The 14,972-nt window shown below is 38.2% G+C and carries 17 protein-coding genes and 1 pseudogene; 7 read left to right on the top strand and 11 right to left on the bottom strand.

All coding sequences use genetic code 11. The features are described 5' to 3' along the window. Window position 1: 1 nt before the first annotated feature. The 3 genes from FJR09_RS22225 to FJR09_RS22215 are packed head-to-tail and all read left to right on the top strand — an operon-like array spanning window position 2 to window position 983. Window positions 2-295 carry a DUF3349 domain-containing protein gene (locus FJR09_RS22225; RefSeq protein WP_168653768.1) on the top strand — a complete coding sequence of 98 codons (294 nt, stop codon included), beginning with the start codon at window positions 2-4 and terminating at the stop codon, window positions 293-295. Window positions 296-348: 53 nt separating this feature from the next. After that, on the top strand, window positions 349-621 hold the full coding sequence (locus tag FJR09_RS22220; RefSeq protein WP_168653767.1) for a hypothetical protein: 273 nt from the start codon (window positions 349-351) through the stop codon (window positions 619-621). After that, on the top strand, window positions 618-983 hold the full coding sequence (locus FJR09_RS22215) for a clan AA aspartic protease (protein ID WP_015083191.1): 366 nt from the start codon (window positions 618-620) through the stop codon (window positions 981-983). The genes FJR09_RS22220 and FJR09_RS22215 overlap by 4 nt, the downstream gene beginning before the upstream one ends. A gap of 130 nt (window positions 984-1,113) precedes the next feature. On the opposite strand, the gene FJR09_RS22210 is transcribed toward FJR09_RS22215, so the two are convergent. The 11 genes from FJR09_RS22210 to psbB form a co-directional block, all read right to left on the bottom strand. Then, window positions 1,114-1,869: a TspO/MBR family protein gene (locus FJR09_RS22210; protein ID WP_015083192.1), complete on the bottom strand. Its 756-nt coding sequence runs from the start codon at window positions 1,867-1,869 to the stop codon at window positions 1,114-1,116. A 108-nt stretch (window positions 1,870-1,977) separates the two neighbouring features. After that, on the bottom strand, window positions 1,978-2,712 hold the full coding sequence (locus FJR09_RS22205) for an HAD family hydrolase (RefSeq protein WP_015083193.1): 735 nt from the start codon (window positions 2,710-2,712) through the stop codon (window positions 1,978-1,980). A 126-nt stretch (window positions 2,713-2,838) separates the two neighbouring features. After that, the gene (locus FJR09_RS22200) at window positions 2,839-3,906 is read right to left on the bottom strand and encodes a 30S ribosomal protein S1 (protein WP_015083194.1); all 1,068 of its coding nucleotides are present in this window, start codon (window positions 3,904-3,906) and stop codon (window positions 2,839-2,841) included. Window positions 3,907-4,579: 673 nt separating this feature from the next. Next, the gene (locus tag FJR09_RS22195) at window positions 4,580-4,792 is read right to left on the bottom strand and encodes a hypothetical protein (RefSeq protein WP_168653766.1); all 213 of its coding nucleotides are present in this window, start codon (window positions 4,790-4,792) and stop codon (window positions 4,580-4,582) included. 33 nt (window positions 4,793-4,825) lie between these two features. Continuing rightward, window positions 4,826-6,403 (bottom strand): NucA/NucB deoxyribonuclease domain-containing protein, encoded by a 1,578-nt coding sequence (locus FJR09_RS22190; RefSeq protein WP_168653765.1) that lies wholly within the window; start codon window positions 6,401-6,403, stop codon window positions 4,826-4,828. Between the two features lie 32 nt (window positions 6,404-6,435). Further along, entirely contained in the window at window positions 6,436-6,960 is a 525-nt protein-coding gene (locus tag FJR09_RS22185; RefSeq protein WP_168653764.1) for a hypothetical protein, read from the bottom strand. A 38-nt stretch (window positions 6,961-6,998) separates the two neighbouring features. Continuing rightward, window positions 6,999-7,499 (bottom strand): hypothetical protein, encoded by a 501-nt coding sequence (locus tag FJR09_RS22180; RefSeq protein ID WP_168653763.1) that lies wholly within the window; start codon window positions 7,497-7,499, stop codon window positions 6,999-7,001. Window positions 7,500-7,606: 107 nt separating this feature from the next. Beyond that, entirely contained in the window at window positions 7,607-8,227 is a 621-nt protein-coding gene (locus tag FJR09_RS22175; protein WP_168653762.1) for a hypothetical protein, read from the bottom strand. Between the two features lie 221 nt (window positions 8,228-8,448). Next, complete coding sequence (locus tag FJR09_RS22170) at window positions 8,449-8,772, bottom strand: hypothetical protein (RefSeq protein ID WP_254433187.1); 324 nt, start codon at window positions 8,770-8,772, stop codon at window positions 8,449-8,451. A 213-nt stretch (window positions 8,773-8,985) separates the two neighbouring features. After that, a complete protein-coding gene (locus tag FJR09_RS22165) occupies window positions 8,986-9,090 on the bottom strand; it encodes a photosystem II reaction center protein T (protein ID WP_015083195.1) in 105 nt (34 codons plus the stop codon). A 97-nt stretch (window positions 9,091-9,187) separates the two neighbouring features. After that, complete coding sequence (psbB, locus tag FJR09_RS22160; protein ID WP_015083196.1) at window positions 9,188-10,714, bottom strand: photosystem II chlorophyll-binding protein CP47; 1,527 nt, start codon at window positions 10,712-10,714, stop codon at window positions 9,188-9,190. Between the two features lie 409 nt (window positions 10,715-11,123). Between psbB and FJR09_RS22155 the strand changes: the two genes are divergently transcribed. From FJR09_RS22155 to FJR09_RS22140, 4 genes and pseudogenes are all read left to right on the top strand, one after another. After that, window positions 11,124-11,579 (top strand): Panacea domain-containing protein, encoded by a 456-nt coding sequence (locus FJR09_RS22155; protein WP_168653761.1) that lies wholly within the window; start codon window positions 11,124-11,126, stop codon window positions 11,577-11,579. Further along, the gene (locus FJR09_RS22150) at window positions 11,572-12,195 is read left to right on the top strand and encodes a hypothetical protein (protein ID WP_168650455.1); all 624 of its coding nucleotides are present in this window, start codon (window positions 11,572-11,574) and stop codon (window positions 12,193-12,195) included. The genes FJR09_RS22155 and FJR09_RS22150 overlap by 8 nt, the downstream gene beginning before the upstream one ends. Window positions 12,196-12,230: 35 nt before the next feature. Beyond that, entirely contained in the window at window positions 12,231-13,748 is a 1,518-nt protein-coding gene (locus FJR09_RS22145) for a glycosyl hydrolase family 57 (RefSeq protein ID WP_168650459.1), read from the top strand. Between the two features lie 145 nt (window positions 13,749-13,893). Beyond that, window positions 13,894-14,941: pseudogene (locus FJR09_RS22140) on the top strand (RNA-guided endonuclease InsQ/TnpB family protein); the annotation flags it as partial. Window positions 14,942-14,972 lie beyond the last annotated feature (31 nt).

Genomic DNA, 14,972 nt, shown 5'->3' with positions numbered 1-14,972 from the left:
CATGCAAATCACTATTTCACCACATCTACAAAGTACATATAAATTAATTCAAAATGCTTTCCCCAAGGGAATAGAATCACAATCTTATTTACCGCTTTTAGCATTACTCAGTGAGGAAATGTCAGATAGGAATTTAGCTGAAGTTGTAGCTTACTATAGCGGTAAAGATTATAGTGTTGTCCTCAATGATGTATATCGAGTGCAATCAATTGATGTACCCACATCCGAAGCGATCGCTAATTTAAAGGAAAGATTACTTGTGTGTGGTTATAAACAGTGGCTTGAGGAAGGATAAACTGTACTGCTAATCAATTATAATAAACTAATCACGAAAAAGGATGAAACAAAATGCAAGCCATTCTCCTCAGCAGCGAAGAAGTCGCAAAACGTGCCAAAGAATTATATGAAAATGGCATTCGTCAACAAGTTGAAACCGAGGAAAACATCGGTAAAATGATAATTATTGATATAGAAACAGGTGAATATGCTATTGATAAAACAGGCATAGAATCAGCACATTATTTACGGAATAAAAACAGATTTGCTCGACTTTTTGGTATTCGCATTGGTTACAAAGTGGCTGCATCATTTAGTGGAGAAATGGAGCGTGATTATCCATGATAACTGGCATTATCAAAAATGGACGTGCAACTGTTAATGTCATATTTCGATTAGAAAATCAACCAGATTTTACAATTGAATTTGTGATTGATACAGGGTTTACAGAGTTTCTTTCCTTACCGACCGCAGCAGTTAATCTCTTGGGTTTTCCTTGTGTTTATGATATGTATGCAACTTTAGCAGATAATAGCCGTGTGCTTTTACCAGTACATCAAGCTACCATTATCTGGAATGGAGAAGAAAGAGTAGTTAATGTTTTAGCTACAGGAAAGCGTCCCTTATTAGGAACTGCTTTACTTGACGGTTATAAACTATCTATCCAATTTACAGAAGGTGGTTTAGTAACAATTGAAGAATTATAGTTTAATATTACAGCACTATGTTAGGCGTTTAAATTCCTGAATTCAGTGGTAGAGAATTAATTTTTCCCTACCATTTTTCATAGATATTAAATGCGGTCTTTTCTTTCCCCTCAATGTGAATTATGACTATTTATTTCTCCACAACAGCCAATTTCAAAGGATACAAAGGCTCAGATCCATTTAACTGCCAAATGCTGAACACCAATACAGAAGCAACAGTTAACCATACACAAGAAAAAGATAAAATCATTCCCGCTAAAGGAACAGTTTGCCAATAAATTGCTGTTACGACTATAGCCGATAACCAAGGTCCTAAAATCACCACAGGAACAGCCGCACCTAATCTCCGTTCTACGGTAAAAATCGTATTCCAAGTATCTCCTAAAGCCAGATGTACCACAAACAGAATTAAAGGTAATACCAAAAATTGGTGATTCATTTCCTGCCAAACTAATACCGAAGAAATTACTCGCAATACAGCAATGAACATCCAAACTATGGGAAATGCTAAAGGTGGAGGAGACCATCTTGGTCTAATTACCTGATCATAAGTTGTCCGAGAACGGGTATTATCTAACAGTGAAAAAATGCGAGAACGGATACTTAATAAACCAAAAAATAACGCCGTGACTAAAGTGCTAAACCAACTGGGAAAAGCAGAATTATTGTCAATTAAAATTACTAATTTTTCCATTCCCAGTAACACAAGAATCATCACTCCTATTTGCAGAATAGTTCCTAATTTATAAACTAAAACTGCCTTGATATCTAGTTCTTGTGTGTCCGCTGCTGATGTATTTAGAGACTGTTGTTGATTGCCAGTTTTTACCCCCATCACCATGTTTACAAACTGTTCAAGTATGCCACTATTATTGGATTGATTCATAATTAAGAGATAGTGAGTAGTTTGTAGTTAGTCCGCTTAAATTTTAACTTAATTAATTGCCAAAAATTTTCTAAATTGGTGTGTCAATAAATAGAACTAGGAAATCATTCAATCATCAATCACCTGAATTTCATCAAGTTGATTAATTACCACATCTGCACCTTTAACATTATCTGCCCTCCCAATCCAAGTAATACCAATACAGCCAGCAGCTTTAGCATCACGTGCCATTTGCATATCACCCACAGAATCACCTACCATTAAAGTTGCCCCTGGTGCTACTCCTAAAGCTTGACAAGCTTCTAAAAACAGGGCTGGATCTGGTTTACTTGGACCCTCATCAACTCCCTTTTCCAGTTGCAAATAATCGCTTAATTGGTGATTAATCACAAATTTCTCTACATCTTCAGTAGTTGCGGCTGACAGAATCCCCAATTTTAATCCCGCTACTGACAAAGACTGTAATACCTCCAAACTACCCACAAATAAAGGTGAGGGAGTTTTGCTAACATATTGATCAGCCTCTTCTAAAGCTTGACGGGCAATTTTCAAAGATTCAAACCATCCTCTTCCAGTTTCCGCAATATAGGCTGCTGCTGCAACTTCCGTTTCTTTGCGACTCGCTACTGATATTAAACCCGCTGGATCTAAAAAATCGCCATTAATACCAAAAGCTATTAATAAAGGTTCACCAATACCGGGAATTTGCGCGTCTATTATCCGCGTTGCTTTTTGTGCCAACGTTATTAAATATGACTCGGAATCTTCTAAAGTCCCGTTTTTATCAAATAAAATTGCTTCAATATGAGAAAACGCAATGTTTTTACATTTAATAGTTACCATATTTTTCAGTTGTTAAAGAACGGGGAATAAGTCAATTGAATAGCCAATTGCCACAAAAAAAGAGGGAAAAACCCTCTTAATTCAATACTTTCATGATCTCAGTTGTAGGTAATTACAACTATCAATCTATGATTCAATAGCGGCTGGGATCTCTTCTTCAATTTCTGTTGCTGCGGGAATTTCTTCCTCAGCTACAGCTTCCACAGATGCAACTTCTTCAGCTACGCCTTCTTGAGGTGCAATTTCTTCAGCGCCTTCCACAGGTGCTACTTCCGCAGGTATAGTAATACCTTGCTGTTTAGCAAGCAATTGTTCCCGATACTTAGCTGCCATTTCTTCGGCCTTATCGTAAACCAAATCACGGTTCTTGATCATGTCACCGGGTTCAGGTTCTAACTGTTTGGTAGACAGTGAAATCCGTCCCCTTTCTGCATCCAAGTCAATGATCATTACTTTCACTTCATCATTGACATTGAATACACTATGAGGAGTGTCAATATGCTCGTGGGAAATCTCAGAAATGTGTAGCAGTCCGCTCACGCCACCAATATCAATGAAAGCACCGTAAGGTTTGATACCGCGAACAGTACCAATAACCACTTCGCCAACTTCCAAACGGTTCATCTTCCGCTCAACCAGCGCCCGACGATGGGAGAGAACTAAGCGGTTACGCTCTTCATCTACTTCTAGGAATTTCAAGGGCAGTTCTTCGCCTACCAAATCTTCCTTGGGTTTGCGAGTGCTAATATGAGAACCGGGGATAAAGCCGCGCAGTCCTTCAATTCGCACTAATGCACCACCACGGTTGGTTGCGAAAACACCAGAGCGGACAGTAGCATCTTCTGCTTGTAGCTGTCGTACTCGCTCCCAAGCCCGCATATACTCAATCCGACGAATTGAAAGGGTGAGCTGACCATCTTCATTTTCATCGGTAAGAATGAAAAATTCCCGTGTTTCGTTTGATTGTAAGACTTCTTCCGGGGCATCGACCCGGTTAATAGACATTTCTTGTATGGGTATATATGCTGCGGTTTTCGCACCTATGTCAATCAGAGCGCCGCGCGGCTCTATACTGAAAACTGTACCCGGTACGACATCTCCAGGGCTGAAGTGATAGTCGTATTTATCTAGTAGAGCAGCGAAATCTTCGTGGGTAAATCCAATTTCTGTAGCGGTTAAGTTCTGATTGACCATGCTAATGTATTCCTGGGTCTAGTCTCCGTAAAGGTTTTGTCATAAATTCAGTTTATTATGTAAGTAGGGGGATGACAATTTCCACTTACATTGCTGTCTTATCCTAGCTTAGAATAGCTAGTCTTAACACATATCAACTTCCAGACATAAAATTATATCATATATGGCAGTGAATAGGGAACAGGGAACAGGGAATAGGGAATAGGTGATATCTGAGTTTTAATTCCCACATTCCGCACTTCATTGTGTAGTACAGGTACGAGTGTAATAAGTGGCAGAAGTAGTTTAAGCATAAACATATAGTTTAGTTGGTAATAAATATAGGCAGTAATATAATGATTGCCAACGAATTCAAATTAATAAGGTGTTGACAATAAATTCAGGAGCAAAAATAAGAGAATGAATCTGAATTAAATAAAAATACCAAAAAATATAACCAAAAAGAAGAATTTGAGAGTAAAAACTTAGATCACTTAGGAATATTTTGAGAAGTTTTGAGAACATCTGCCCATTTCGGAGCATTGCTTTTAGTTGTTTTCTTTAATTGAATCTTGAACCGGATGCGTGTTTTGTTTAGTTTGGAGAAGTTGTATCTTTCAACAACAGCGTTTTGGAGGAAGTTTTCGTTTGAGTTGGGAATGACTGCTTGTAGCATATTGTTTTGGGAATCATATTATTTGCTCACTCCCAGATAAGCGTTAGCTTGCAACTGATTGACAGAAATTAAAAATTTTCTTTCTGTTCTTATAGTTCCTCCACTTTGTGAGTGGGCTGGTGGTTGTTGAAAAGGTGGTATGAAGGCAATGAAATTAAATGCTGTTAGGGTGGCAACAGCTAAGAAAAAGCGAGAACTCTTGATTTTAATTAACATTTTCAAGTTTTGCATAACAACCAGATTTACTAATTTACCAATTTACTTTTACCTGACCTCAACGCGGAATCTATCACCAGCTTTAAGATTATTAAGGAGAATAAATGCCGATAGATCTCCTCCTTGCCGCTGGTTTTCCTTCTCTGGAACGAGCCAAATTGAAGCATTAGATCCACCCTCTAGTGTTGAAGCAAATGGATACTCATCGCATTGTTCTCCTTTACGTCGAGGTATTGCGCGAAGGCAAGCTGCTTTACGATTTCCTCCTGATAATGCTCCTCCTATGTAAGTGAGTGTATTAGGGTGTCCGCGCCGAAAAGCTGATAATACGTGTTCTGCAATTGTTGGCATTCGATCTGAATAAATGATAAAAACAGGTAGTTCATCCGATTTAGATTTAACTGTGGCTGTAACTGCTTGATGACTACTGGACTCAGGTATACCGACAGATCGCACTATGAGTTCAAGTAAAGTTTGGAAAATAATGCCGCGTGGATTTGGCACACGCTTCGGAAGCGGGGTAGTTGCTTGAGCAACTAGATAACTCCCATCAATTTCAGTATATTCATCACCAATAATTCTCACTTGAGCAACACCATCATTTAATGCGCCTTTAGGAGCAATAAATCGTAGATAAATCTGTTCATTAATCTGACTCCAAGGAGTCGTTTCCATACCACCCGGAAGATTGACATCCTGGGGAATTACAAAAGAATTTGCTAAAGGACGATAACTAAAATTAGTATTGATAATTTCTTCTCTTGCTCGGAATAAAGACCTAGTAAATGTACCTACATCTCCTAACTGATTGAGAGTTGCATCCAAGGAAGGTAAAGAAGTTGCTCGTGAAAGACTATTCCAATATTTGATAGCTTTATCTGTAAAACTACCCTCTAATTGTTGTCTATAATCAGGAATTAATTGATTGACTAATTGTTTTGATGAACTAGATAAATTGTCATAGGATACCCCTGATTGAATACTCCAAGATAAAACTTGTACATCTTGAATAGGAACTTTATTTAAACTAGCACGTTGATATAAAGTGCTTAAAACATTAGACATTCTCCCATTAAGACGAGCTAAACGATAGCGATTTCCTGCACCATTGAGAGTATAGACCTTAGTACAATAATAATGTACAGGAATTTCATAATCTCCCGGTGGAATCACTTGGGAAGAATTTAAAGCATTTAAGTATAAAGTTTGCGGTGTAAATTGACCATTTAGAAGTTGTGAGGTAGTAGGATATAATTTATGTTCAGTTCCAGTAATGGGAATTTCATTACTTAAAAATGAACGCAATTGATCCTTAATCAGAGAGTTAACACCTTCTTGAAGAGGATCTTTCAAAGGTCCTGGAATTTTAGGGGTGTCAATACAAATTCCTAAAAAACAAACTCCAACTTTATAATAATTAGGTTTTGATAAATTGGACTCAGTTTGATTTGATGAATTAGCTGCTAAAACACGACCATGATTAAGTATTATTCCAGGCAAAGTTATACTACTCATAACCAAAAAAACAGCCAAAAAGTAAGTAATAAACTTTTTAGTCATTTTTTTCTGAAAAAATCTGATGACGAAAATAGAATTATGAATATTATCAGGATGTAATTTACTCATTTTCTGATTTCTCCTATCACAAATATCACTATTTAAAATCTGCCTTGAAGCATTCTACCTTTGATTTTGCTGACATACTTACCTTTAGTATTTACACATTCCTGCATTCTCTTATTGTGTTCTGGAGTAGTACGAGAATCAGATTTATTTCCTGCAAACAATACCCAAACAGCATCACTGTCACCAAATGCAGCTAGAATACTGTCAAATTGACTTTGACTTAAAAATTCATACATCGGTGTTTTTCTACTTACTGTGTCTATCTCTATTTGTTGATTATTACTATCAATATAAAATTTGCCGCGACGATTTGATACACTACTAATCATAATTTCTTCTCGTCCACGGTAGTTATTAGGTGGTCCGTCAACTATTTTGATGCAAATTTTTCCATTACGATTTAAAATCTCTCTCCAAGAATTATTAAACATAGTTCCTTGGCTATAATAAGCACCTGAAGGAAGTTTAGATTCTGGTTTTGGTGATGCAAATGCTAAGGGTGATATTAATGTAATTAATGCAGTTGTTATTGTGAAGTTAATAAACAAGTTTTTCATTTTTTCTCCAATAAGTTTTGTTAGGTATTATCTGTTATCTAAATGCAAACTACTTGTCCCCACATTGGTTTTATTGTTGTTCCTGGATCATCCTCACCGATACATTTAAACCATCCAACTTTGTTATTGCTTAATAATCCGTATGTTGCAACATGATCAGTATTAGACTCTCCAAATTCGACCCTGCTAATTGATGGACAATTATTGATAATATCTGTGGCAATTATAGTTAAAAATTTATCAGAATTTAAGATAGAATCTGTAGCCGGTCCTTTCAAACCAAACTCATAGGAAAACGGACGATTGGTAGGATAACTTTTGTAATGCTGAGAAATATCTTCTTGACCTGTATAAACAACTTTGACCTTTCTATTTTTCTGAATTTGTTTTTTTGCCCTTTGTAAAGCTGCATTACATTCAACGGATGGTTTTTTAGCTTGTGCTTGTGCTGATGATGAAAACAAGAATATAATATTGGTAATAATTAACCCAGTAGCAATTATTTGATTAAGCTGTCCCAATTGTACATTTACCTGCATTTTACACTCCTTTGAGTTTTAATTAGTTTGGCGCATCTAGGCATCATTCATTTAATGAAATTGACAATAATTTAGAGACATCATTTAATTAGTGAAGGTGTCCTTCCTTAAGAATAATATTTGTTTTTTCTTGATATTAATATGAAATGAGCTATAAGTACAGCTAAAATAATCACCCAAACGGAAACCATTTTAGGAGATTGTCCTTCAATCTGAAAATAATAAGGTATGCGAAAAATAATAACTGCCAAGGATATAAGTCTATAAAAATGACGAACCCAATAGTAAATAAAAAAACTAGCTAGTTTCAATTCTAGCCTAATAATAAATCTGGCGGCGATGAATGTGAGGATTGCAGCTACACCTAAATGGATAATATAACGAGTATAACCTGTCAATCCAGCAGTAATAAATTCCATCACTTTATAGTTTATAAATGCTGCTATAGTTATTAAAAAAATGGGTAAAGGATATAGCCAATAACCTATTGTTATCCAGACCATAAGAATAGGCAATGTAATTGTTCCTATAGCAACAACATCATCTGTTATAGTTCTCCTTCTGATTAACCAGTTTTCATAATCTCTGCCGTATTGAAGCTGGTCATTCACATCGTAACTATAGTCTGATCGAATCGGCTCTTTTTTTTCATGTTCGAGGTTGCTGGCAAGATTTTCATTAAAGATATCAAAAATTATTCCCAGAAAAGTCCGCTTGGATTTCGGCATAGATACTTACTATTTTAGGATATGTTTAATAGTCTTAAAGAAAAATTATATCACTAAAATCACCCTGTGCTGCAAAAGACTCACTCCCAGATAAGCGTTACCTTCCAACTGAATCGCCTCAGTTTAGCCCAAATTAAGTAGCTCCTACCCACAATGAGCAGAAGCCGTGTATTTTGGTTTTATTCACAAATGGTATTTCTGCGTTTTCTTACTTCTCCTGTCTATTCCTCTACCAACAGAGCCTCTATTTGAACCAGCAGTTTTTCCAAAGCTTTTTGCTTTTTAGGATTTTCCCAAACCTTCGCTTTTTGTAATTGACTCGATGCTTCCTTATAACGGTTTTTGAGTGAAGGTGGTTCTGGGTTTACCTGACGACTTGCCTTAATTCTTTCGTTAATCTGAGTTAGTGATAGACTGTCTGCTATCGTCGCCTCCAGGAGTGCAGTTCGTTGTGCTAAATCTTTGACGCGAGCGATCGCAGTAGCTTTGGTATATTCAATCTCACCTTTAGCCTCATTTTGCATTCGGTAGAGAAGTGAAACCACGTTATCAGTATCCTAATTTAACCTCAAACTTAAAAGTTGAAGTATACCTTCAGTTTCTTCGATTGGGTTCAAATCGTAAATGTAGTTTTTGTATACTACTTTTTGAAGTGCGGAATGTGGGTTTAAGACCTAAAACAGAATATCCGTTGCTACTATTATCAGTAACAACGGATATTATTAGCATATATTCCCTGACAAATGGGGAATAACTAACTACTTATCTTTCTTCTCAAAACGGGGGGGTTCGCGGAAGGCGATTGAAAAAAAGAGTACACCTATTGCTAGGGCTAAAATCAAGATGTAAGCAACACTTTCCATATTCTTCAGATCCTGCCTGTTGAGCCAGTAATTTTAGTTTACCAAACCGGGGAAAAAGCATGAAGTAGAAAAATCTACTTCACACCTGATCCAAGTTTTAAGCTTCCGTTCTCCGGCGAGTTGTCTTGTCACCCAGCTTCTGGAAAAGACCCCATTCAACTTGTTCTTCTTCAATTTCCACACCGGCAAATACATCACGGTAAATTGTCCGTGAACCATGCCACAAGTGACCAAAGAAGAATAATAGAGCGAATACAGCATGACCAAAGGTAAACCAACCTCTGGGAGATGTGCGGAATACACCGTCAGAGTTCAAGGTTTCTTTGTCAAATTCAAAGATCTCTCCACCTTGAGCTTTACGGGCATACTTCTTGACATCAGCGGGATCTGTAAAGGTTTTACCATTCAGATTACCACCGTAGAAACTGACAGTTACGCCAGTTTGTTCAAAGCTATATCTAGATTCTGCCCGACGGAAGGGGATGTCAGCCCGGACAACACCATCTTTATCGGTCAAAATGACTGGGAAGGTTTCAAAGAAGTTAGGCAAACGACGAACTGTTAATTCCCGTCCTTCGGCATCTGTGAATACAGCGTGACCTTGCCAAGATTCAGCAATACCATCACCCTTCACCATTGGACCTGTACGGAATAGACCACCTTTAGCGGGGCTATTACCAACATAATCGTAGAAAGCCAGTTTTTCAGGAATCTTTGCCCAGGCTGCGGTCAAAGAATCACCTTCAGCAACACTGGTTTGCACACGACGCTGAATTTCTTGACGGAAGTAGTCTTGATCCCACTGATAGCGGGTAGGTCCAAACAGTTCAATTGGGGTAGCAGCGTTACCGTACCACATAGTTCCGGCTACTACGAAAGCAGCGAAGAAGACAGCAGCGATACTGCTGGAAAGTACGGTTTCAATATTCCCCATCCGTAGGGCTTTGTAGAGCCTTTCTGGAGGTCTAACTGTCAGGTGGAATAAACCCGCGATAATACCAACTACACCAGCCGCAATGTGGTGAGCGACAATGCCACCGGGGTTATAGGGGTTAAATCCAGCCGGACCCCATTCTGGTGCTACTGGCTGAATACTGCCAGTGATGCCATAGGCATCAGATACCCACATTCCCGGACCAAATAATCCAGTTTGGTGGAATGCACCAAAACCAAAACAAAGTAAACCGGATAAGAACAGGTGAATACCAAACATTTTTGGCAAATCTAGCGCGGGTTCACCAGTGCGAGGATCTCGAAAGAGTTCCAAATCCCAGAAAACCCAGTGCCAAACGGCAGCCAAGAATAATAAACCAGAAAGAACGATGTGAGCCGCAGCAACGCCTTCAAATGACCAGAAACCGGGGTCTACTGCTGTGCCACCAGTTACGCTCCAACCGCCCCAAGATTCGGTTACACCTAAACGTGCCATGAAGGGAAGTACGAACATCCCTTGTCGCCACATGGGGTTAAGAACTGGATCACTAGGGTTATAAACGGCTAGTTCGTACAATGCCATTGAACCTGCCCAGCCAGCTACTAAAGCTGTGTGCATTAAGTGTACAGAAATCAGCCGACCTGGATCATTCAGAACGACTGTATGTACCCGATACCAAGGTAGTCCCATTGACTACAAGCCTCCAGGATAGTTATGTTTACAAGGCAATTTTCTTACTGAGGTTCACAGATGACGGAAACCGCCAATGAGAACAATCTCTGAGTTTTTTTATTGCTGATTTTGAGTTTGGCAATACCGACGCACTACCATAGTTTGAGTTCTTTTGTCAAGAACTAGCTGTTTGAGTGTTTGGGTAATTACTAAACAAAAATGAGAATATTCTAAAAAGTGTAACTATTGATGGAACGCTTTGCAAGGGTTTCTATTGTTGGGGTTACCTAGCTTATGGCTTAAATATCGCTATCAGTCTCCAAAAATGCTGGTTATAACCTGATTTATGGGAAGTAAGATGTGAAAATAATTTTGCCTGACTACTTGTATAGTACAATGGTATGTGTTTGAGGTAAATCAATAAATTATGATTTCACAAGAATTAGATCAAGTTCAAAAAGCAATCATCGCCATTCACAGAGACCTATTTGATGAAAGCCCTTCACCAATGAAGCTGCAAAAATTGTGTTATTATGCACAAGGGTATGCTTTAGCTGAAAAAAAAGAGTTATTTCCTGAAAATTTTCAGGCATGGCAGCATGGTCCAGTGATATATTGCTTGTACTATAAGTACAAGCAATATAAGTGGCATCCAATTGATGAGGATGTATCTGAGCCAGATGAAATTGATTATGAATATTTACAAGATATCGTCAGTGCTTATGGACGCTACGATGGAGCAGCACTTAGCACAATGACCCATAGAGAAAGACCTTGGTTAGATGCAAGGGGTGATTTGGACGAATCAGAAGGTAGCAATGCTTTAATTACGAAAGAATCTTTGCGTGATTACTTCGCTTCTAAGTTAAAAGCCAATGGCTAAAAAGAAGTTTAATACTATTGCGGATCAAGATGCAAAGTCTGTAGCAGAAGAGCGTCTTCGTGTTTCCTTTAATTACCTTGATTGGGACTCAGAAGAGTTCTTTTTTCATGGAATGGAAATCAAATATTATCAGAAATTCTTTGATTGCATATCAAGGATAGAATCCAGCACAGAAAGGGAAATAACTGAGCAAACACATCCTAGTTTATTACCTAAGTCGATCTTTAACTCCCAAACTTCAATTAGGGATTCATTTCCTCATGAGATAATTGCCAAGATTAAGAATAAGCTTTTTGTTCAAACAAAAGACGAAGAATCATCGCTAGATCAGGCTAGCGAAATAGCCTCAAGGGCTTTTGAAGTAAGATTGGGCAAAAATTATGGGCGAATTCATGGTTTCATTTGGAATAATACGTTCAATATTGTCTGGTTTGATCCGGCTCATAATTTGTACCCTATGAAGCGTGGAATAACAAAACATAAAGATATTGCAACAGTCAAGTCTTTTTCTTCCGATGAATGTTTACGGCTGCAAGAAATAATAAAGGAACTACATAAAGAAAATACAGAATTGTATGAGGCAATTTGTAATAATACAGATTCTCATCAACTCTAAACATTTAGTTATACATTATTTTTGAGGGGCTATAAATGTTGAAATTACCAGATAATCTCCCTACGTTACCCGAAATTATTGATAATCTGCCAAATATCTGCGGTTGGGAAAAAGAAGTGTTGACTGTAGTTAAACACGATGAGCCTATTTTTTTACCAACGACTAATCTGAAATTAGCAGATATTAATGCAGTATTTGCGATCGCTCTACATATGCACCAACCCACTATCCCAGCGGGAAATAATGGTTTATTGATCAGCAATTTACAATATATGTTTGCCCATCAACAAGAAGGAGATAACCACAATGCTGCCCCTTTTGCTAATTGTTATAGTCGCATGGGAGATTTTATTCCTGAATTAGTTGCACAAGGCTGTAATCCCCGTGTGATGTTGGATTATTCTGGTAATCTTTTATGGGGACTGGTACAAATGGGCAGAAGTGATATTCTAGATAATCTTAAACGCATCACCTGCAATCCTACCTACCAGCCCTATGTAGAATGGTTGGGGACTATGTGGAGTCATGCTGTCATCCCTTCCACCCCCATAGCAGATATTAAACTCCACATTATCGCTTGGCAACATTATTTTGCGGCAATTTTTGGTTGGGAAGCATTAGCAAGAATCAAAGGATTTTCCCCTCCAGAAATGCACTTACCAAACCATCCAGATACCTTGTTTGCATTTATCAAAGCCTTAAAAGAATGTGGTTATCGTTGGTTATTAGTGCAAGAACATACCGTAGAAACAATTAATGGTCAGCCTTTAAATTATAAACATTTACCACATCGGTTAATAGCTCGCAATTCCCAAGGAGAAGAAATTAGTATTACTGCATTGATTAAAACCCAAGGTTCAGACACTAAATTAGTCGCCCAAATGCAGCCATACTATGAAGCCAAAACTTTATCTAAACAAAAATTAGGTGATGTTGTCGTACCTCCCATAGTTAGTCAAATAGGTGATGGTGAAAATGGTGGTGTGATGATGAACGAATTTCCCGGCGGTTTTCAACAAGCTTGGGGGGATATGGTGCAAAATGGAGGAGGTAAAACTGGTGTTGTTGGTGTTTGCGGTACAGAATATTTAGAATTATTAGCAGCCGCAGGTTGTCAGCCCGCAGACTTTCCTCCCTGTCAAGCAAGTGGACAACATCAAATCTGGGCGCAAATTCCTGAAGGTAATTATCAACCGGATGCTGTAGAAAATGCGATTCAAGAACTGAAAAAAAATCACCCCAACTTTCAGATTGATGGGGCATCATGGACAAATCATATTAGTTGGGTGCAAGGATACGAAAATGTTTTATCTCCCATGTACAAATTTAGCAATTTATTTCATGAGAAATTTGACGATTTATTATCTGATCAATCCAGTGTAAATCTGACTCAAGATAGTCAATACCGCCAACTGCTATTACATAATCTCTTATTACAAACTAGCTGTTTTCGTTATTGGGGACAAGGGACTTGGACAGACTACGCTCAGGAAATTTACCGCCAGGGAGAGCAATTACAAGAAAGACTGGGAAGTTTGAAAGCCCCTGAGTAAGCATTGCGTAGCAATGCCTTATGTGCTTTTAGACAAGGGATGAAAAGCGACTCAGGTGGTTTTAACCACCGTCAAGATTTTGCAAGGCGCAATACATTTAGCCATCTTCAACCAACTATAGTAGTATAGGATGGGAGGTGAAAGGATGCTAGTTTTTGAGTTTAAAGCTTACGGAAAATCAGTTCAGTTAACAGCAATAGATGATGCAATTCGGACTGCACAGTTCATTCGTAATAGCTGTATTCGGCTATGGATGGATGTTCAAGGTATAGGTAAAAACGACTTGCAGAAATATTGTGCTGTACTGGCGGCTAATTTCCCTTTTGCTGATGAACTCAATTCAATGGCTAGACAATCTTCTGCTGAACGAGCATGGGCTGCTATCACTCGGTTTTATAATAATTGCAAGAAAAGCATTCCTGGTTTAAAGGGTTTTCCTCAGTTCCAGAAAGACTGTCGTTGGAGTCGAATACAAAACAAGTGGTTGGAAACTGGCTTCGGACCGCAAGTTTATCACTTTCACCGATAAAAAAGGGATTGGGCGATTAAAACTTAAAGGAACTCGTGATCTGCATTTTTACCAAATTAACCAAATTAAACGGGTAAGATTGGTAAAACGTGCGGACGGTATTTATGTTCAATTTTGTATTAATGTCAACCGTCAAGAAGATATAGCACTATCAGGAAATACAATTGGGTTGGATGTAGGTTTGAAAGAATACTACACTGATTCTGAGGGCGTAATGATTGAGAATCCCAAATTTCTCCGTATTGGAGAAAAGGTTCTTAAACGTTCGCAACGTCGTGTTTCCAGAAAGGTAAAAGGTTCAAAAAATCGGGGCAAAGCTAGACAAATTTTAGGAAAACGCCATCTCAAAATAAGTAGGCAACGTAAAGACCATGCTGTGAAGTTAGCACGGTGCGTAGTTCAGTCTAACGACTTGATAGCTTATGAAGATTTGAGGATTAAGAATTTGGTGAAAAATCATTGTTTAGCTAAGTCAATAAACGACGCATCTTGGTATCAGTTTCGTGTCTGGCTTGAATATTTTGGCAAAGTATTTAAGAGAGTCACGGTGGCAGTAAATCCACAATATACTAGCCTTGAATGCTCTAGCTGTGGTGAAGTTGTTAAGAAAACTCTATCTACGAGGACACACGTTTGTCAGTGTGGCTGTGTGATGGATAGAGATGGTGCGATTCGTTGTTAGCTGAATCACGGTA

Source organism: Dolichospermum sp. UHCC 0406 (assembly GCF_009712025.1).
GTDB classification, from domain to species: domain Bacteria; phylum Cyanobacteriota; class Cyanobacteriia; order Cyanobacteriales; family Nostocaceae; genus Dolichospermum; species Dolichospermum lemmermannii.
This window is presented reverse-complemented; position numbering and strand designations above follow the sequence as displayed.

What these genes read in the sequence shown, in the direction of transcription:
- FJR09_RS22225 (WP_168653768.1), top strand. Translation starts at nt 2, where the DNA reads ATGCAAATCACTATTTCACCACATCTACAAAGTACATATAAATTAATT.
- FJR09_RS22220 (WP_168653767.1), top strand. Translation starts at nt 349, where the DNA reads ATGCAAGCCATTCTCCTCAGCAGCGAAGAAGTCGCAAAACGTGCCAAA.
- FJR09_RS22215 (WP_015083191.1), top strand. Translation starts at nt 618, where the DNA reads ATGATAACTGGCATTATCAAAAATGGACGTGCAACTGTTAATGTCATA.
- FJR09_RS22210 (WP_015083192.1), bottom strand. Translation starts at nt 1,869, where the DNA reads ATGAATCAATCCAATAATAGTGGCATACTTGAACAGTTTGTAAACATG.
- FJR09_RS22205 (WP_015083193.1), bottom strand. Translation starts at nt 2,712, where the DNA reads ATGGTAACTATTAAATGTAAAAACATTGCGTTTTCTCATATTGAAGCA.
- FJR09_RS22200 (WP_015083194.1), bottom strand. Translation starts at nt 3,906, where the DNA reads ATGGTCAATCAGAACTTAACCGCTACAGAAATTGGATTTACCCACGAA.
- FJR09_RS22195 (WP_168653766.1), bottom strand. Translation starts at nt 4,792, where the DNA reads ATGCAAAACTTGAAAATGTTAATTAAAATCAAGAGTTCTCGCTTTTTC.
- FJR09_RS22190 (WP_168653765.1), bottom strand. Translation starts at nt 6,403, where the DNA reads ATGAGTAAATTACATCCTGATAATATTCATAATTCTATTTTCGTCATC.
- FJR09_RS22185 (WP_168653764.1), bottom strand. Translation starts at nt 6,960, where the DNA reads ATGAAAAACTTGTTTATTAACTTCACAATAACAACTGCATTAATTACA.
- FJR09_RS22180 (WP_168653763.1), bottom strand. Translation starts at nt 7,499, where the DNA reads ATGCAGGTAAATGTACAATTGGGACAGCTTAATCAAATAATTGCTACT.
- FJR09_RS22175 (WP_168653762.1), bottom strand. Translation starts at nt 8,227, where the DNA reads ATGCCGAAATCCAAGCGGACTTTTCTGGGAATAATTTTTGATATCTTT.
- FJR09_RS22165 (WP_015083195.1), bottom strand. Translation starts at nt 9,090, where the DNA reads ATGGAAAGTGTTGCTTACATCTTGATTTTAGCCCTAGCAATAGGTGTA.
- psbB (WP_015083196.1), bottom strand. Translation starts at nt 10,714, where the DNA reads ATGGGACTACCTTGGTATCGGGTACATACAGTCGTTCTGAATGATCCA.
- FJR09_RS22155 (WP_168653761.1), top strand. Translation starts at nt 11,124, where the DNA reads ATGATTTCACAAGAATTAGATCAAGTTCAAAAAGCAATCATCGCCATT.
- FJR09_RS22150 (WP_168650455.1), top strand. Translation starts at nt 11,572, where the DNA reads ATGGCTAAAAAGAAGTTTAATACTATTGCGGATCAAGATGCAAAGTCT.
- FJR09_RS22145 (WP_168650459.1), top strand. Translation starts at nt 12,231, where the DNA reads ATGTTGAAATTACCAGATAATCTCCCTACGTTACCCGAAATTATTGAT.